The 15,617-nt window shown below is 68.4% G+C and carries 15 protein-coding genes, 2 pseudogenes and 1 riboswitch; of the genes and pseudogenes, 7 read left to right on the top strand and 10 right to left on the bottom strand.

What is annotated here, in order from left to right; all coding sequences use genetic code 11:
* Positions 1 to 14: 14 nt before the first annotated feature.
* Positions 15 to 293, bottom strand: a complete 279-nt coding sequence (locus tag BLO63_RS17405; protein WP_091443202.1) for a hypothetical protein — start codon at positions 291 to 293, stop codon at positions 15 to 17.
* A 389-nt stretch (positions 294 to 682) separates the two neighbouring features.
* Here BLO63_RS17405 and BLO63_RS17400 point away from each other — a divergent pair, with 389 nt between their 5' ends.
* Complete coding sequence (locus BLO63_RS17400) at positions 683 to 955, top strand: hypothetical protein (protein ID WP_091443199.1); 273 nt, start codon at positions 683 to 685, stop codon at positions 953 to 955.
* A 14-nt stretch (positions 956 to 969) separates the two neighbouring features.
* On the opposite strand, the gene BLO63_RS17395 is transcribed toward BLO63_RS17400, so the two are convergent.
* The 3 genes from BLO63_RS17395 to BLO63_RS17385 all read right to left on the bottom strand — a co-directional run bounded on the left by BLO63_RS17395 (position 970) and on the right by BLO63_RS17385 (position 5,854).
* Positions 970 to 2,352 (bottom strand): NAD(P)/FAD-dependent oxidoreductase, encoded by a 1,383-nt coding sequence (locus tag BLO63_RS17395; protein ID WP_091443195.1) that lies wholly within the window; start codon positions 2,350 to 2,352, stop codon positions 970 to 972.
* A gap of 240 nt (positions 2,353 to 2,592) precedes the next feature.
* Positions 2,593 to 4,932, bottom strand: coding sequence for a glucose/quinate/shikimate family membrane-bound PQQ-dependent dehydrogenase (locus BLO63_RS17390; RefSeq protein ID WP_091443193.1), 2,340 nt, complete (start codon positions 4,930 to 4,932; stop codon positions 2,593 to 2,595).
* A 424-nt stretch (positions 4,933 to 5,356) separates the two neighbouring features.
* The gene (locus tag BLO63_RS17385) at positions 5,357 to 5,854 is read right to left on the bottom strand and encodes a YciE/YciF ferroxidase family protein (protein WP_091443191.1); all 498 of its coding nucleotides are present in this window, start codon (positions 5,852 to 5,854) and stop codon (positions 5,357 to 5,359) included.
* Positions 5,855 to 6,020: 166 nt separating this feature from the next.
* Here BLO63_RS17385 and BLO63_RS17380 point away from each other — a divergent pair, with 166 nt between their 5' ends.
* On the top strand, positions 6,021 to 6,422 hold the full coding sequence (locus BLO63_RS17380) for a DUF2177 family protein (RefSeq protein ID WP_091443189.1): 402 nt from the start codon (positions 6,021 to 6,023) through the stop codon (positions 6,420 to 6,422).
* Here BLO63_RS17380 and BLO63_RS17375 read toward each other — a convergent pair.
* The 4 genes from BLO63_RS17375 to BLO63_RS17360 are packed head-to-tail and all read right to left on the bottom strand — an operon-like array spanning position 6,412 to position 9,333.
* Positions 6,412 to 7,218 (bottom strand): DUF1295 domain-containing protein, encoded by an 807-nt coding sequence (locus BLO63_RS17375; protein ID WP_091443187.1) that lies wholly within the window; start codon positions 7,216 to 7,218, stop codon positions 6,412 to 6,414. The genes BLO63_RS17380 and BLO63_RS17375 overlap by 11 nt on opposite strands.
* A complete protein-coding gene (locus BLO63_RS17370) occupies positions 7,215 to 8,096 on the bottom strand; it encodes an alpha/beta hydrolase (RefSeq protein ID WP_091443185.1) in 882 nt (293 codons plus the stop codon). The genes BLO63_RS17375 and BLO63_RS17370 overlap by 4 nt, the downstream gene beginning before the upstream one ends.
* Positions 8,097 to 8,098: 2 nt before the next feature.
* Positions 8,099 to 8,773: a ChrR family anti-sigma-E factor gene (locus BLO63_RS17365; RefSeq protein ID WP_091443183.1), complete on the bottom strand. Its 675-nt coding sequence runs from the start codon at positions 8,771 to 8,773 to the stop codon at positions 8,099 to 8,101.
* Positions 8,770 to 9,333, bottom strand: coding sequence for a sigma-70 family RNA polymerase sigma factor (locus BLO63_RS17360; protein WP_091443181.1), 564 nt, complete (start codon positions 9,331 to 9,333; stop codon positions 8,770 to 8,772). Before BLO63_RS17360 ends, BLO63_RS17365 begins: the two co-directional genes overlap by 4 nt.
* Before the next feature lie 208 nt (positions 9,334 to 9,541).
* On the opposite strand from BLO63_RS17360, the gene BLO63_RS17355 reads away from it, so the two are divergent.
* Genes BLO63_RS17355 through BLO63_RS17345 form a run of 3 tightly spaced genes read left to right on the top strand, consistent with a single transcriptional unit; the run spans position 9,542 to position 12,948 of the window.
* Positions 9,542 to 10,891 carry an NAD(P)/FAD-dependent oxidoreductase gene (locus tag BLO63_RS17355; protein ID WP_091443180.1) on the top strand — a complete coding sequence of 450 codons (1,350 nt, stop codon included), beginning with the start codon at positions 9,542 to 9,544 and terminating at the stop codon, positions 10,889 to 10,891.
* The gene (locus BLO63_RS17350) at positions 10,888 to 11,670 is read left to right on the top strand and encodes a DUF1365 domain-containing protein (protein WP_091443179.1); all 783 of its coding nucleotides are present in this window, start codon (positions 10,888 to 10,890) and stop codon (positions 11,668 to 11,670) included. Before BLO63_RS17355 ends, BLO63_RS17350 begins: the two co-directional genes overlap by 4 nt.
* Before the next feature lie 12 nt (positions 11,671 to 11,682).
* Positions 11,683 to 12,948, top strand: a complete 1,266-nt coding sequence (locus BLO63_RS17345) for an SAM-dependent methyltransferase (RefSeq protein ID WP_091443178.1) — start codon at positions 11,683 to 11,685, stop codon at positions 12,946 to 12,948.
* A 14-nt stretch (positions 12,949 to 12,962) separates the two neighbouring features.
* Here BLO63_RS17345 and BLO63_RS21360 read toward each other — a convergent pair.
* A pseudogene (locus BLO63_RS21360) lies at positions 12,963 to 13,116 on the bottom strand (helix-turn-helix domain-containing protein); the annotation flags it as partial.
* Positions 13,117 to 13,163: 47 nt separating this feature from the next.
* Entirely contained in the window at positions 13,164 to 13,511 is a 348-nt protein-coding gene (locus BLO63_RS17335; RefSeq protein ID WP_091443177.1) for a hypothetical protein, read from the bottom strand.
* Between the two features lie 190 nt (positions 13,512 to 13,701).
* Positions 13,702 to 13,936: riboswitch (cobalamin riboswitch) on the top strand.
* Positions 13,937 to 13,972: 36 nt separating this feature from the next.
* Between BLO63_RS17335 and BLO63_RS17330 the strand changes: the two genes are divergently transcribed.
* Positions 13,973 to 14,650 (top strand): energy-coupling factor ABC transporter permease, encoded by a 678-nt coding sequence (locus BLO63_RS17330; protein WP_091443175.1) that lies wholly within the window; start codon positions 13,973 to 13,975, stop codon positions 14,648 to 14,650.
* 690 nt (positions 14,651 to 15,340) lie between these two features.
* Positions 15,341 to 15,601, top strand: a pseudogene (locus BLO63_RS17325) (transposase); the annotation flags it as partial.
* Positions 15,602 to 15,617: the final 16 nt, after the last annotated feature.

Raw genomic sequence — 15,617 nt, 5'->3', positions numbered from 1 at the left:
CGCGCGGCCCGGCCTTAGCGAATCTCTTCCTGCGCGCGGAAACTGGGCAGGGCGCGCAGGGCGAAGGCGGTGAGATGCTCGGGGTCGCGCAGGCCGGACTTGGCCCCTTCGAGAATTGCGAAGGCCAGAAGGCTGCGAATGCCCTCGCCGATGACCAGCCGTTCGGCGACTTGATCGCAGGCCCGGGCGAACGCCGTGTCGAGCAGTTCCACGTCCTCGGGCTCATAGGCGGCGCCGGCCAGCGCCTCGTCGATGGCGAAGGGGCTGGTGAGCTCCGAAATCTCGAAAGGCATGCGCCGGCTCCTCGCTTTGGAGTTTGCGAAAGCGCGACGAGAACGGCCCCGTGGTCTCTCAGTCGCCAGCCTGCTTGTCTTCACCGACGATAGCGAACTCTAACATGCGCCCACCCCGCGCGGGTGGGCCGGAGATACCATTGCCCCGTCGGCCTTGCGATTGTCGCAGCCGTCGGACCGGCCGCGTCGCGCTTTTCCAGCTATCTCATTTGCAGCACAGGGGAACCCGCCAGCGGCCAACCGCATTGCCGCAGGTGACGGGGGAACAAGGGTCGCGGCCTTCGGCGACGCGGACAGGCGTTTCTGGCGCGAAATTGATCCGCAGCGGCACCGTGTTCGTAGAGCGCACGTGGTGCGATCATTCCGAGTCTCCAGCGTGAGCCAAGCAGATGGTCAGGACGATCCAAGCCAAGGGATGGCTGCGCACGAGCGGCTTCGGCTCCGCCACGGCACGGTTTGAGATCCGGTTCGAGAGCCAGGGGCCGGTGGGCGAGGTGCGCTCCGAAGTGGCGGTGATTGCCGAGGCCAAAAGCGCCGGCCGCGCCTTGCTGGTGACGGAGGCCGGGCGCTGGATCTCCATCCGCCCCACCGACATGGCCGGAAACGTGCTGCATTTCGAGGTGCTGGACGACGAAGCGACGCTGGCCCGCTGCTTCGCCTGAGTCCAGCGGTCGGCTCACGCCGGCGGGTGCCCGCTCTCCGGACTTTGCTCCCGTTCACGCACGGGCGGCGGCTCGACGTCGCCGGTGATCAGCCGCGCCGCGCGCTGATAGGTCAGGTAGTTCCACAGCCAGGACATGGCGACCGTAATGCGGTTGCGCGCGCCGACCAGAAAATAGACGTGCACGATCCCCCAGAACATCCAGCCGAGGAAACCCGTCAGCTCAAAGCGCCCCAGCTTCACCACCGCCGCGTTGCGCCCGATGGTGGCGAGGTCGCCGGCGTGCCGGTAGTGGAAGCCCGGCGCCGTCGTGCGGGCAAGGCGCGCCTTGATCACCCGGGCGACATGGGTGCCCATCTGCTTGGCGGCGGGGGCGATGCCGGGCACCGGCTTTCCCTTGGCGTCGGTCGTCGCGGCGGCGTCGCCGATGACGAAAATATCCGGTTGGCCCGGTACGCTGAGATCGGGTTCGACGCGGCACCGCCCGGCGCGGTCGGTCTCGGCTCCCAGCCATTGCGCTGCCGGCGAGGCGCGCACGCCCGCCGCCCAGATCTTGGTCGAGACCGGCAGGCTCTCGCCGCCCTCAAGGGTCACATGGTCGGGCCCGATGTCGATGACCGGCCGGCCCGTCAGCACCTCCACGCCCATCGCCTCCAGCCTTTCGCGCGCATGGGCGGAAAGCCGTTCCGGCAAAGCGGGCAGCAGCCGCTCGCCCGCCTCGATCAGCAGGATGCGCGCGGTGCGCGGATCGACGCGCTTGAAGTCGGGCGCCAGCGCGTGGCGTGAAATCTCGGCGATGGAGCCGGCGAGCTCCACCCCTGTCGGCCCGCCGCCGATGATGGCGAAGCTCAGCAGCCGCCGGCGGGTGTCCGGATCGGAGGCGACCTCCGCCCGCTCGAAGGCCAGCAGGATGCGCCGGCGCAGCTGGGTGGCGTCCTCGATATCCTTCAGCCCCGGCGCATGGCGCGCCCATTCCTCATGGCCGAAATAGGAGTGCGTCGCCCCCGTGGCCAGGACGAGGAAATCGAAGCGCTGCGGGCCCTCGCTGGTGAGCAGCTCGCGGCGGGCGAGGTCCACGCCCTCCGCCCGGGCCATCAGCATGGTGATGTTGGTCTGGCGGGAGAGAATGTGACGGATCGGCCAGGCGATATCGGCCGGGGAGAGCGTGGCCGTGGCCACCTGGTAGAGCAGCGGCTGGAAGCAGTGATAATTGTGCCGGTCGATCAGCGTCACAGTCACCGGCGCACCGGCGAGGCCCCGCGCCACCTGCAGCCCGCCGAAGCCGGCGCCGACGATCACGACATGCGGACCGGCGGAGGGCGCTTGCGCGATCCGCTCGTCCTCGGTGCCGACCAGGTTGGGAGAGTGGCGTTCTTCGCGTGTGTCCCCTGCGGCCATGGCAAACTCATCCTATTGATGGCGCCCCCGCCCCCTCCGCATGTTCAGCCGAGAGCGACCTGCCGAGAGTGCGCCATCCAAGCATTGGCGCCGGCACCGGCGCAACCCCTCTCCAGGCGTCCCGCCGGCTGCTCCGCGAAAACACATCCAGTGAGCCGGGTTCACCGGATGTGCGCCAAGTCTTTGCTTTTTAAGCATTTTCGTCACGCGAACCGGAAGCCCACGTGGTTCAAGAATGCTCTAGCGCGGCAGCGTATAGGCGATCACATAATCGCCCGCCTTGGTGCCGATGGAACCGTGCCCGCCGGCCACCTGCACGATGAACTGGCGCCCGCCCGCCTCATAGCTCATCGGCGTCGCCTGGCCGCCCGCCGGCAGGCGCTGCTGCCAGAGCTGGGTGCCGGTGGCGACGTCATAGGCGCGCAGATAGTCGTCGATGGTGGCGGCGAGGAAGGCGACCCCCGAGGCAGTGAGCAGCGGCCCGCCAATGCCGGGCACGCCCATGGGAATGGGCGGCAACGGGAACGGCCCGGCATCGCGGATGGTGCCGTTCTTGTGCATCCAGGCCTTCGTGCCCGTCCGCAGGTCCACCCCGGCGACATAGCCCCAGGGCGGGGCCTGGCAGGGCAGGCCGAGCGGCGAGACGAAGGGGCCCATGCGCACGCCATATTCGCCGCCCGCGTTCACGTTCAGCCCCGCCTCGCCGGCATTCACCTGCTCGTCGGCGTCGATTTCGTCCGAGGGCACCAGCTGCGAGGTGAAGGCGAGATAGGTCGGCATCCCGAACAACACCTGACGCACCGGGTCGACGGCCACCGAGCCCCAGTTGAAGGTACCGAAATTGCCGGGATAGACCAGCGTGCCTTCCAGAGAGGGCGGGGTGTAGCGCCCCTCATAGCGCAGCTGGCGGAACATGATGCGGCAGGCCAGCTGGTCCAGCAGGCTGGCGCCCCACATGTCCGTCTCGCGCAGCGGTTCGGGCGCGAAGCTCAGCGCCGAGACCGGCTGGGTCGGCGCGGTCCAGTCGCCCTCGACGGCGCCGTCGGGTGCGGCCACCTCGTTCACCGGGAGAATCGGCTGGCCGCTGCGCCGGTCGAGCACATAGATGTCGCCCTGCTTGGTCGCCTGCACCAGCGCCGGCGTGGTGCCTTGCGCGGTGGCGAGGTCGACCAGCACCGGCTGCGCCGGCACGTCCATGTCCCAGAGGTCGTGATGCACGGTCTGGAACACCCAGCGCACCGCGCCACTGGCAATGTCGAGCGCCACCACGGAGGAGGAGAAGCGCTCCACCGCCGGGCTGCGATTCGCACCGTACTGGTCCGGCGTCGCATTGCCGAGCGGGATGTAGACGAGGCCGAGCGCGGGGTCGGCGCTGAACACCGACCAGCTATTGGGCGAATTGGCGGTGTAGGTTTCGTCCGGCCCGAGCGGGGTGGTGCGGTCGGGATTACCCGAATCCCACGCCCAGAGAAGGTCGCCGGTCAGCGCGTCATAGGCGCGGATGACGCCCGAGGGCGATTTCACATCGTAATTGTCGTTCACCGAGCCGCCAATGATGAGGCGGTTGTTCACGATCGTCGGCGGCGAGGTGGAGTAATAGAAGCCGCTCTGCTGGTTGGGCATGTTGGCCCACAGATTCACCGTGCCGTTGTTACCGAAGCCCGGGCAAATGGCTCCCGTCAGGGCGTCGAGCGCGATCAGTCTTGCGTCGGAGGTGGGCAGATAGACCCGTGCCGTGCAGGCGGGGGCGGCCGTGAGATCGGTCTCGATCACGCTGGGATCGCGATAATAGGAAAGGCCGCGGCAGGTCTGGTGCTGGCGGTTGGGATCGAGGCCGTCATTGGCATCGAAGCGCCAGCGTTCCTCGCCGGTTTCGGCGTCGAGGGCGATGGCGATATGGTGCGGGGTGCAGAGGTAGAGAAACGAGCCGATCTTGAGCGGCGTTACCTGATACGTGGTCTCAGCCACATCTTCCGGCCCCCTTATGTCGCCGGTGCGGTAGGTCCACGCCACCTCCATCTCGCCGACATTTTCTGGCGTCACCTGCGCCAGCGGCGTGTAGCGCTGGCCGGCGAGGGTGCGCCCGTAATGGTGCCACTCGCCGTCGGGCACATTGCCGTCGGGAACGGTCGCGCCACCGGTTTGCGCCTGCAGGCGGCCCTCGATGGCGTGCGGATCGCGCAGCAGCGCCGCTCCGGCGACGCCGATGCAGACCAGCAGCGTGGCTGCGAGGGCGATCCGCGTTCCGTCCCAGCGGCGCAGGCCGCCCAGCGCCCATGGCGTCAGCAGCCACAGGCCGAGCAGCACCACCACCCCGCCGCGCGCGGCGAGCGGCCACCAGTCGAAGCCAACCTCCCACAGTGCCCAGCCCAGCGTTGCCGCCAGGAGCGCGGCAAACACCAGGCGTGCCGCGGGGTGCGCCCGTGCCACCAGCGCCGCGCAGATCAGCAGGCCGAATCCGAGTGCCGCATAGAACCAGCTGCCGCCGAGGCTAACGAGCCATAGTCCGCCGCCGGCGAGAAACAGTCCGACAAGCGCGAGCAGGATCGCGGTGGCCAAGGTGGAGAAGGGGAAGCGCATGAGCGAGCCTTTCGGACCTGAGGTGGGCGCGTGGCGCCCGACCCAGGACGGAAAGGACCGGCCGAAACCATCGCTGATGGCGACGGAAAAGGTAAAGCCGAGCGCATATGCTGGACTAACCGGCCAAAGCGCGATCCGTTCCCTTCGCCGGGCGCGCGCCTTCGAGGCCGTCGACCCCCAGCCGTCAGACGGCCGCGGTCATGGCGACGATATGAGCGGGCGGCCGAGACTGCTGCGGGGGCTCATCCTCCAGAACGGAGAAGGAGCTGACGACCCAGATGACGGCGTGCCCAGGGCGAGGCGCACATAGATGGGCGAGAACATGGGCGTCTCTAGTCCGGCGGGCATCGGCCGGCGCGGAGCGCCGGCCCGGATTGCTTTGCCGGCACAGAATCCCGTGCCGTCTGCGCGCCGCTCCGCCGCCTCACGCCGCCTTGAGCGCCTTCTGGTTGGCGACCTGGTCGGCCAGCTTGGTGAGGGCGTCGTCGGTCATCGACTCTTCCTTCAGCGTGGCGTCCAGCAGCTTGACGGCCTCCTTCATGCCGAGCACCTGCGCCCAGCGCTTCAGCGTGCCGTAGCGGCTGATCTCATAGTGCTCCACCGCCTGCGCGGCGGCGGCGAGGCCGGCGTCGAGCGCGGGCTGACCCTTGAATTCCTCGAGGATTTCCTCACCTTCTTCAAGGATGCCCTCGATGGCGGCGCAGGTCTTGCCCTGCGGGCGCTTGCCGATCAGCTCGAACACCTGCTGCAGGCGCTCGATCTGGCCTTCGGTCTCGTCGCGGTGCTTCTCGAACGCCGCCTTGAGCTCCGGCGACTGCGCGCCGCGGGCCATTTTCGGCAGCGCCTTCAGGATCTTGCGCTCGGCGTAATAGATGTCTTTCAGGGTCTCGTGAAACAGGGTTTCAAGGTTCTTTTCAGCCATGTCGGTCTCCGTCGCGTGATGTCCCAAGCCTCGGCCGACAACAAAGGCTGTGACACTTCGTTCCCGCGTCCGGAACGCGCTATTTCCGCCGATGGCGGGAACTGATCCGGGCGATGCGGCGCCCCGTACCCTCCTGATCACCCTTCACCGCTCCAGAGGCGCGCATATGCAGTTCTTCGTCGCTTACCTATCGACCGGGCTTGTCTTCCTCGCGCTCGACGCGCTCTGGCTCGGCTTCATGGCAAACCGCGTTTATCGCCCGCTGATCGGTGATCTGATGGCCGAGCAGCCGAACTGGCCGCCGGCGGTGCTGTTCTATCTGCTCTATGTCACCGGCGTGGTGGTGTTCGCGGTGCAGCCGGCGCTGGCCTCCGGCCGCTGGACCACGGCGCTGATGCTCGGTGCCTTTCTCGGCCTCGTCGCCTATGGCACCTATGACCTCACCAACCATGCGACCCTGCGCAACTGGCCGGCGGCAATGACGGCGATCGATCTCGCCTGGGGCACCTTCGCGACCGCCATGGCGACGACGGCCGGCATGCTCATCACCCGAGCCGTCACCGAGTAGGGGAACGACCCGGCCAGCCCGGCCAGAAGGCGTTGACGCGGCGCTGATAGGCGCGATACGCCTCGCCTCGGGAGCGCAGCATATGCGCTTCCGTCGGCGGAATGCCGGAGGCGTGCACCAGCAGCAGATACATCAGCGCGGGCGCGAGCAGCGCCGCCAAGCCCGGCAGATAGGCAAGCGAGAGCGCGATGGCGGGATAGGCGGTCCAGCCAAGCCACTCGAAGAAGTAATTGGGGTGGCGCGTCAGGCCCCACAGTCCCGCATCGCACACCCGCCCCCGATTTTCCGGATCGGCGCGGAAGCGCGCCAGCTGTCGATCCGCGATCGCCGCGCCGGCCACCGCGCCGAGGAACAGCGCCACCCCTAGCCCGTCGCCCGCCCGCCAGAACGGCAGCGGGTTATGCGCCGCCGCCGCCACGGCGACGACCAGCACCAGCCCGGCCAATGCCTGGACCTGCAGGAACAGGAACAGCCTTTGCGAGGCCGACGCGCCCCATTGCCGGCGCAGATCGGCATAGCGCGGATCGTCATGGCCCTGCAGCGTGCGCTGCAGGATATGCGTGCCCAGCCGCGCCGACCACAGCGCCACCAGCGCCGTCACAAGCCACTGGCGCGGCGCCCAAGGCTCGTCGCCCAACGGCAGCAGAGCGGCCGCCACCCCGGCGACGCCGGTGGAATAAGACCACACCGTATCCACCCAGCCATGATTGCCGCTGCGCTCGGCCGCCCACCACGCGCCCGCCATGGCGAGGCAGAGGCCGAGGGCCAGGGCGGCGAAGGAGGCGAGCAGCATCATCGGCTCGTCTCCGGCGCCGTCACCCGCCCGACAAAGCCGGTCACATCGTCCAGCACCGGGGCAATGAGGCGCAACGGCGGGGAGAACGCGCCGATGATCAGCCGATGGTCCGCCCTTTTATACACTTTGAGGTTCGCCTCGCCGCCCTCGGCGCGGATGCGCGCAGCGAGGCGCGTGCTGTTGCCGGGATCGACGGTGGTGTCGCGGGCGCCGGTGGCGAGAAAGGCGGGCGGCGCCTCGCCGGTGACGAAGTTGATCGGCTGGCTGCGCCCGCGCCCGGCCGGCGGACCGAAGATGTCTTTCAGCGTGGCGCTTTTCAGCGGCAGGAAATCATAGGGTCCGGCAAGTCCCACCAGCCCGGCGACATCGCGCCGAGGATCGAGTCGCACCTTGCCCAGCCATTGCCGGTCAAAGGCCAGCATCGCGGCGATCTGGGCGCCGGCCGAATGGCCCATGAGCACGAGGCGGGAAGGGGCGCCGCCATAGGCACTCGCATTGTCGCGCGCCCAGCGCACCGCCCGCGCGCCATCCTCAACAAAGGCCGGAAAGCGCACCTGCGGATAGAGCCGGTAGTCGGCAATGACCACGACCATGCCCCGGCTCGCCAGCGCCGAGCCAACAAAACGGTACATGGACCGCTCGCCGGAATCCCAGCTGCCGCCATAGAAGAACACCACCACCGGCAGGCCCTTCGTAACGCCCGACACCGGCGCGTAGACGTCGAGCCGATGCCGGGCGCCGTCGGCATAAGCAAGGTCTTCGGTAACGCGCACCGGCTCAAGCCGCGCCAGCGCATTGAGCAGGGCAACGGGGCCTTCGGCAGCGCGGGCGGGTGCCATCATCAACAGGGCGAAGGCGAGCAGCAGCGCCGCGCGCATGCCTAGAGCCGGACGAAGGGCTGGACGAGCCGGCCGAAGAAGCCGTTCAGCCGCATGCTGCCCTCCAGCGCGGCGAGACAGATGCACTCGCCTTCGGGGTCGACGATCGGCTGGTGCTCGATCTCCTGGTCCATCTCGCTCAGATCGCCGGGCCCGTAGCGGCCATAGCCGTCGGAGAAGGAGCCGGAAATCACCTGGGTAAACTCGGTGCCGACATGGCCGTGCTCGGGCAGCTTGCGGCCCGGCCCGACACGCAGCAGCGTCAGCCGCGCCTGCCGATCCTCCGGCAGCCTCACCGTGCTCGCGCGCACGCCGAGGCCGATCCAGCGCCAGGGACCGATCTCGCAATCGCGCAGCGCGGCGGGCAGGGGCGCGCCACCGGGCAGTGTCACCGGGGCGTCCGGCTTCGTGCGGGCGCGCGCGAGCGGCGCAGTGGCGAGCGGCTGCGGTTGCGCGTCGATCGCGCGCAGCGCGGCGGCAAACGCGTCCGGCGCCATGGGGGCGGGGGGCATCGCCTCCAGCAGCGCCCCGCCCACCGCCTCGAACTCGCCGAGGCGCGAACGGCAGCACGGGCAGCCGGCAAGATGGACCGCGAGCACCCGCGCCGGCCCGGCGGGCAGTTGCCCGGCGGCATAGCGCATCAGTGTTTCGTCGGTCGCGTGATGACGGATCGTCATGATTGGCCTTCCAGCAGAACGCGCAGCCGCCCAAGGGCAAGGCGCACGCGGGATTTGACGGTGCCGAGCGGCAGGCCGAGCTCGCGGGCGATCTCCGAATGCGCTTTTTCGCTGAAGAAGGAGAGGCGCAGCACGGTAGCCTGTTCGTCGGAAAGGGTCTTCAGCGCCTCGCGCACCCGCGCCTCGCGCTCGGCCGTCAGCAGCAGCGTTTCCCCCGACGGGGCGGTTTCGACCTCACCCTGCTCGTCTTCGCCGGCGGCGGCGGTCCTGATCCGCCGCAGATGGTCGATCCGCAGATTGCGGGCGATGGTGAAGATCCACGTCGCCGCCCCGGCCCGCGTCGGGTCGAAATAGGACGCTTTGCGCCAGACCGAGAGCATCACCTCCTGGGCGATCTCCTCTGACGTGTTGGGCGGCAGGCCGGATTTCCGCAGAAAGGCATTCAGGCGCGGGGCGAAATAGCTGTAGAGACGGGCATAGGCTTGGCGGTCGCGTTCCGTGGCGACCTTGTCGATCAGCCGCGCCAGCTCCGCGCCATCCGGCACGCCATCATCTTTCATGAGACGCGTCACCTCCGGCCTCCGCCGCTGGGGCGAAGTTGCGCGTGGCTCCGTGGGCCGGACATGTTCGAGCGAGGCATTCATGCACCCTTCTACGCACCGGCTCTGCCGCTGGATCATTCCGCTCGCGAGTGATCCAGCGCCGTGCCGGTGGCGTACACATTAGACAACCTTCGCTTCCGGCTCCACCGTCTGGATTTTTCGCTCCATGAACATTCGTCAGGACTTCGTGCCCGGCGCGGCGCAAACCATCGCCGTGATCGGCGCCGGCATCTCCGGGCTGTCCGCGGCCTGGCTGCTGTCCAAGGCCCACGACGTGACGCTGTTCGAGGCCGAGGACCGGCTCGGCGGCCATTCCAACACGGTGGAGGCGCAGGGCGTTGCGGTCGATACCGGCTTCATCGTCTATAATGAAAAGACCTATCCCAATCTCACCGCGCTGTTCGCTCATCTCGGCGTGATGACGAACGCCTCGGACATGTCCTTCGCGGTGTCGCTGGATGGCGGCCGGCTGGAATATTCCGGCTCGGGGCTGCGCGGCCTGTTCGCCCAGCCCCGCAACCTGGCCTCGCCCCGCTTCGGCTCGATGCTGGCCGACCTGCTGCGCTTCTACCGCAACGCGCCGCGCCATCTCGCCACCATGGGCGACCAGAGCCTCGAGGCCTATCTCGACGCCCATCGCTATGGCGCGGCGTTCCGTCACGATCACCTGTACCCGATGGCGGCGGCGATCTGGTCGACCCCGGCCGCCGACGTCGGGCGCTACCCGGTCGCGGCCTTTGTCCGCTTCTGCGATAATCACGGCCTGCTCCAGCTGACCGATCGCCCGGTGTGGCGAACCGTGACCGGCGGCAGTCGCTGCTATGTCGCCCGCCTGCGCGAGGCTTTTGGCGGCCGCGTCGTCGCTGGCGGCCCTGTGCGCGCGGTGCGCCGCAGCGCCGGCGGGGTCAGCGTGACCGACGCGTCCGGCCATGAACGGCCTTTCGACCATGTCGTCATCGCCACCCATGCCGACCAGGCCCTCGCGCTTCTGGAGGCGCCGACCGCGCGCGAGCACGACCTGCTCGGTGCCTTCCGCTACAGCCGCAACGAGGCGGTGTTGCATGCCGATCCCCAACTGATGCCGCGGCGCCGGGCGGCCTGGGCGGCGTGGAACTACCTCGCCGACCGGCGTGCCGGGGAAAAGCTGTGCGTCACCTATTGGATGAACCGTCTGCAGGATATCCCCGACAGCAACCCGCTCTTCGTCACGCTCAACCCGGTGGAGCCGCCCGCCGACGACAAGGTGTTCTACCGCGCGAGCTATGAGCACCCGCTGTTCGACAGCGGCGCGATGGCGGCGCAGCAGCGGCTCTGGTCGCTGCAGGGCGAAGGCGGGATGTGGTACTGTGGGGCCTATTTCGGCGCCGGCTTCCACGAGGATGGGCTGCAGGCCGGGCTCGCGGTGGCCGAGGCGCTGGGTGGAGTACGGCGTCCATGGACGGTGGCAGACGAATCCGGCCGCATCGCATTGCCGCGCGACGCGGCGGTGCAGCCCCTGGCGGAGCTTGTCGCATGAGCGAGGCCTCGGCGCTCTATGCCGGCGAGGTGATGCATGTGCGGCTGAAGCCGCGCCGTCACCGGCTGGCCTATCGCCTGTTCTCGCTGCTGCTCGATCTCGACGAGATCGCCGGGCTGGACGCCAGGCTGCGCCTGTTCTCCCGCAACCGCTTCAACGTGTTCAGCTTCCACGACCGCGACTACGCCGATCCCGAGGCCGGGCCGCTGAAGGCGCAGGTCGAGCACCTGCTCGCCGATGCCGGGCTGGAGCCCGATGGCGGGGCGATCCGGCTGCTCACCCTGCCGCGCCTGTTCGGCTACGCCTTCAACCCGCTGAGCGTGTATTTCTGCTACCGCCGCGACGGTTCGCTGATCGCGCTGCTCTACGAGGTCAACAACACCTTCGGCCAGCGCCATTCCTACCTGATCCCGGTCGGCGCGAACGAGACGGCACCCCTGCGCCAGAAGGCGGAGAAGCGGTTCTATGTCTCGCCCTTCATGGATATGGGCCTGACCTATTCCTTCCGCATCACCCCGCCCGGCCAGGGCCTGCGCATCGCCATCCTGGCCAGCGATGCGCAGGGGCCGGTGCTGAGCGCGGTGCAGACCGCCACGCGCCGCCCCTTGAACGACCGCCAGCTTTTGCGGGTCATGCTAAGTTATCCGCTGTTGACGCTTAAAGTGATCGCCGGAATCCATTGGGAGGCGTTGAGGATATGGGCCAAGGGCATCGGCCTGCGCCCGCGCCCGAAAGCACCCGATTCGCCCGTCAGCATTTCGCCCGCGCACCGACCCTGAGGAAAGAGCCGTATGCCGCGTGACGCCGATACTCTCGCCCATCTCCCGACCGACGTGCCCGACACCCTCGAATCGCCGGCGGCGCGCGCCGGTGCCAGGAGCGTGCGCCATGGCTGGCGCGAGGCCGTGCTGGCGCGGCTGCTGCGCCAGCTTGCGGTGGGCAGCCTCATCGTGGTGACGCCGGAGGGCCGCCGGCTCATCGGGCGCGGGGGCCGTTCCGGGCCGGAGGCAACGCTGGTGCTGCACCGCTGGCGCGCGCTGCGCCGGCTGGTCACGGGGGGCGACATCGCCTTTTCCGATGCCTTCATCGCCGGCGACTGGTCGAGCCCGGACCTGCCGGCCCTCATCGAGCTGGCCGCCCACAACCTGCCCGTTCTCGCCGGCCGCATCGACGCATTGCCGCCGGTGCGGCTGTGGAACCGTCTGCGGCATGGGCTGCGCCGCAACTCCCGTACCGGCAGCCGCCGCAACATCTCGTTCCACTACGACCTCGGCAACGCGTTCTACCAAGCGTGGCTGGATGCGGGCATGAGCTATTCCTCCGCCATCCGCGTCGCGCCCGGCCAGACGCTGGAGGCCGCGCAGCAGGCCCGCCTCGCCCATATCGTCGACATGCTGGAGGTTCAGCCCGGCCAGAGCGTGCTGGAGATCGGCTGCGGCTGGGGCGCGCTCGCCGCCGCGCTGGCGCGGGCGGGCACGCAGGTCACCGGCATCACCCTCTCGCGCGAGCAGCTTGCCTATGCGCAGGAAATGCTCGCCGCCGATCCCGCCCTTGAGGGGCGCACCGATCTGCGGCTGCAGGATTATCGCGACGTCGCCGAGCGCTACGACCGCGTCGTCTCGATCGAAATGCTGGAGGCAGTGGGCGAAGCCTATTGGCCGACCTATTTCGCCAAGCTGCGTGCCTGCCTGAATGAGGGCGGCACGGCGGTGCTGCAGGTCATCACCATCGCCGAGGACCGCTTCCAAGCCTATCGCCGCAACACCGATTTCATCCAGCGCCACATCTTCCCAGGCGGCATGCTGCCGACCAAGGCGCATATCGCCGAGCACGCCCGGCAGGCCGGGCTCGAACTGGTGGAAACCCAGTGCTTCGGCGAGGGCTATGCGCAGACGCTCAGCGCCTGGCGTGCCCGCTTCCTCAGCGCCTGGCCCCAGATCGAGCCGCTTGGATTCGACACCGATTTCCGGCGGTTGTGGGAATATTACCTCTCCTATTGCGAAGGCGGCTTCCGCGCCGGCGCCATCGATGTCGGGCTGTACCGGCTGAAGGGCTGAACGCGCGGCGCCCTTCACTTCACCTGCCGCTTCTCCAGCCAGCGCGCCAGCGTGCGCCGGTGCGCCGAGCCGCCGCGCGGTCTCGGAGATGTTGAAGTCGGCCTCCACCAGCGTCTCGTGGATCCGCTCCGCTTCGAGGTTCTTCAGCGAGGTGGGGCGCCCGTCCAGCCGGTGCCCAGGGCGTCCCCGCAGATAACGGGCGCCCTCGCCCGCCGCTACAGGTGTCGGGAGCGATGGAACTCATGCCCGGTGGCTCCGCTGCGGGATCGGATGCGCGCCAGTACCGGCTTCATCAGGGCGGCGTGCGCCCGCGCCCGGCGGCCCTTGCCGGGGGTCTCCTCGTCATCGCCCATCAGCATGATGGCGAACCCCATCTGCACGCTGCCGAAGGTGATGCCTACCGCGCAAATCAGCACGATCAGCGCGATGAGGCCGGACGAGGACTGCGTCATCAGCGTGCCGAGCCGCGCCACGTCCAGCAGCACCAGCGTGCCGACGAAGAGGGCGCCGAGGCCGACGCCGATCAGCGCGTGACGGATCAGGAAGCGAACGAGGTGGGGCATGGCGGCTTTCCCCTTTCAGGAGCGGGCCGGCGGCCGGCGCATCGGCAGGATGGCCTCGGCCGCGCACATGGCGCCAGCATAGACCGCGAGCCGCGCGGTGAAAATGGCGGAGCCCGTGTCTCCCGTCGCCGCCGACATCAGCGCCGCTTGCGTAAGGTGACAGCCCGCTGTTTTATGCATGGTGTCGATGCACCCATCGATTCTCCATGGTGTCCGGAGGGGAAACCTTTCCGGATGAAACGGGAACGGGGTAGGGCACGAGGACCGCGAGGTCCCTCGCCCGAAGCCCCGACCGCCCCCGCGACTGTAAGCGGTGAGCGGCCTTCCACTGTGCCACTGGACCACGCCCTCGGGCGCGGACCGGGAAGGCGGAAGGCATGCTGTGACCCGCAAGTCAGGAGACCGGCCATGGATGACAAATCCAACACGTGCCGTCGGGTGAGACGGCGCAGGAGAACATCATGCATATCGAACCCGGCCTTGTGGCCGAAGGAAAGATCTGGCTCAGCTACGTGACGGCGGCCGGTGCCGGCGCCTACACGCTCAAGCTGGCGGCCGACGCCGTGGCCGAGCGCGGCGTCGTCTCGCTCATCGCCCGCAGCCTCGCCACCACGGCACTCGTCTTCGGCTTCTTCGAGGTTCTGCCGCACCATCCGGTCGGCGTGTCGGAGGTGCATCTCATCCTCGGCTCGACGCTGTTCCTCATCTTCGGCGTGGCGCCCGCCGCCATCGGCCTTGCCGCCGGCCTCGCGATCCAGGGCGTGTTCTTCGCGCCGTTCGACCTGCCGCAATACGGCATGAACGTCACCACCCTGCTGGTGCCGTTGTTCGCACTGGCCTCACTGTCCTCCCGACTGGTCCAGCCGAACACGCCCTATGTGGAGATCACGTACAGGCAGGCGCTGGCACTTTCGACCACCTACCAGGCCGGAATCGTTGTCTGGGTGGCGTTCTGGGCCCTCTACGGCCACGGGCTTACGGTCGAGAACGCGGCGTCGATCGGCACGTTCGGCGCCGCCTACATGCTGGTGATCATCGTCGAGCCGCTGGTCGACCTCGCCGTGCTGGCCGCCGCCAAGGCGCTGCATGGCCTGCGCGGCACCCCGCTGTTCGAGCGTCGGCTTTACGACGCGGCGTGACAGCTACGGCAGGGAGGCGCCTTGCGCCTCCCGTTTCCCTGCTGATCACCGCCTGCATAACGCTGCTACGCGGACTTGGACGTAATGTCCAAGGGGCCGCTCAAGGGTCTTTTAACCCTGTGCAAGCGCTGCTGCCGATGCCATGATCCCTGCGGGGTTCTGGGAATGGCTGGGCATTGGGGAAGCAATTGGCTGGGAGTGCGCGCCGTTCCCCATTGCCCGCTCTTCACCTTGCGCGTCGATCTCGCCCTGCCGCCGGTCCTGGTCGCCGAGCTGATTGCCCGGCGTTGTATGCTCCCGTCTACTTGGCTGTGGCTGCCCCTTGCCGCCGACCGGTCTGGCCGTCCCGCGACGCGCATCATCCGTGCGAACCGCCGCTGGTGTTTTCTCTCGTCTGACAACGGTGCCGCCTCGCGCAGCGCCCTCGTCTGACAAACCTGGACCACTCAGGGGTGCGCCGTATGGCGCGCCGGACGGAGGCGTGTTCCGCAAACCTATGGTACGCCAAGTCGCCCCGATCCTGTCCTTCCGCACGCCGTTTCGGCGTCCTCCCTGCTGCGCCGGTCGACGGTGCTGACCGGCCCTACCGTTGCCTTGCGTCCCGGCGCTGTTCGCGCCGGCGCACGTGACGTTGCCCCTCCTGTCTAATCCAGATTGAAGTTCGTTCTGGCCCATTTAGAGGACCAGGACATGAGGCGCAGCCGCTTCACGGAAGAGCAGATCATCGGCATCCTGAAGGAGCACGAGGCTGGGGTGCCGGTCTCGGACCTGTGCCGGAAGCACGGGGTCAGTGACGCCAGCATCTACAAGTGGAAGGCCCGTTTCGGCGGGATGGATGTGTCGGAGGCCAAACGGCTGCGGGCGCTCGAGGATGAGAACGCCAAGCTGAAGCGCATGCTCGCCGACGCCATGTTGGACAACGTCGCGCTGAAGGATCTGCTGGGAAAGAAGTGGTGACGTCCGCTGC

The organism is Ancylobacter rudongensis (assembly GCF_900100155.1).
GTDB classification, from domain to species: Bacteria; Pseudomonadota; Alphaproteobacteria; order Rhizobiales; family Xanthobacteraceae; genus Ancylobacter; species Ancylobacter rudongensis.
The sequence above is the reverse complement of the archived record's forward strand: the minus strand, read 5'-3'. Positions and strand labels throughout refer to the sequence as shown.

Bases quoted from the DNA above. Each gene is read 5' to 3' on its own strand.
- BLO63_RS17405 (WP_091443202.1), bottom strand. From the start codon at position 293: ATGCCTTTCGAGATTTCGGAGCTCACCAGCCCCTTCGCCATCGACGAG.
- BLO63_RS17400 (WP_091443199.1), top strand. From the start codon at position 683: ATGGTCAGGACGATCCAAGCCAAGGGATGGCTGCGCACGAGCGGCTTC.
- BLO63_RS17395 (WP_091443195.1), bottom strand. From the start codon at position 2,352: ATGGCCGCAGGGGACACACGCGAAGAACGCCACTCTCCCAACCTGGTC.
- BLO63_RS17390 (WP_091443193.1), bottom strand. From the start codon at position 4,932: ATGCGCTTCCCCTTCTCCACCTTGGCCACCGCGATCCTGCTCGCGCTT.
- BLO63_RS17385 (WP_091443191.1), bottom strand. From the start codon at position 5,854: ATGGCTGAAAAGAACCTTGAAACCCTGTTTCACGAGACCCTGAAAGAC.
- BLO63_RS17380 (WP_091443189.1), top strand. From the start codon at position 6,021: ATGCAGTTCTTCGTCGCTTACCTATCGACCGGGCTTGTCTTCCTCGCG.
- BLO63_RS17375 (WP_091443187.1), bottom strand. From the start codon at position 7,218: ATGATGCTGCTCGCCTCCTTCGCCGCCCTGGCCCTCGGCCTCTGCCTC.
- BLO63_RS17370 (WP_091443185.1), bottom strand. From the start codon at position 8,096: ATGCGCGCGGCGCTGCTGCTCGCCTTCGCCCTGTTGATGATGGCACCC.
- BLO63_RS17365 (WP_091443183.1), bottom strand. From the start codon at position 8,773: ATGACGATCCGTCATCACGCGACCGACGAAACACTGATGCGCTATGCC.
- BLO63_RS17360 (WP_091443181.1), bottom strand. From the start codon at position 9,333: ATGAAAGATGATGGCGTGCCGGATGGCGCGGAGCTGGCGCGGCTGATC.
- BLO63_RS17355 (WP_091443180.1), top strand. From the start codon at position 9,542: ATGAACATTCGTCAGGACTTCGTGCCCGGCGCGGCGCAAACCATCGCC.
- BLO63_RS17350 (WP_091443179.1), top strand. From the start codon at position 10,888: ATGAGCGAGGCCTCGGCGCTCTATGCCGGCGAGGTGATGCATGTGCGG.
- BLO63_RS17345 (WP_091443178.1), top strand. From the start codon at position 11,683: ATGCCGCGTGACGCCGATACTCTCGCCCATCTCCCGACCGACGTGCCC.
- BLO63_RS17335 (WP_091443177.1), bottom strand. From the start codon at position 13,511: ATGCCCCACCTCGTTCGCTTCCTGATCCGTCACGCGCTGATCGGCGTC.
- BLO63_RS17330 (WP_091443175.1), top strand. From the start codon at position 13,973: ATGCATATCGAACCCGGCCTTGTGGCCGAAGGAAAGATCTGGCTCAGC.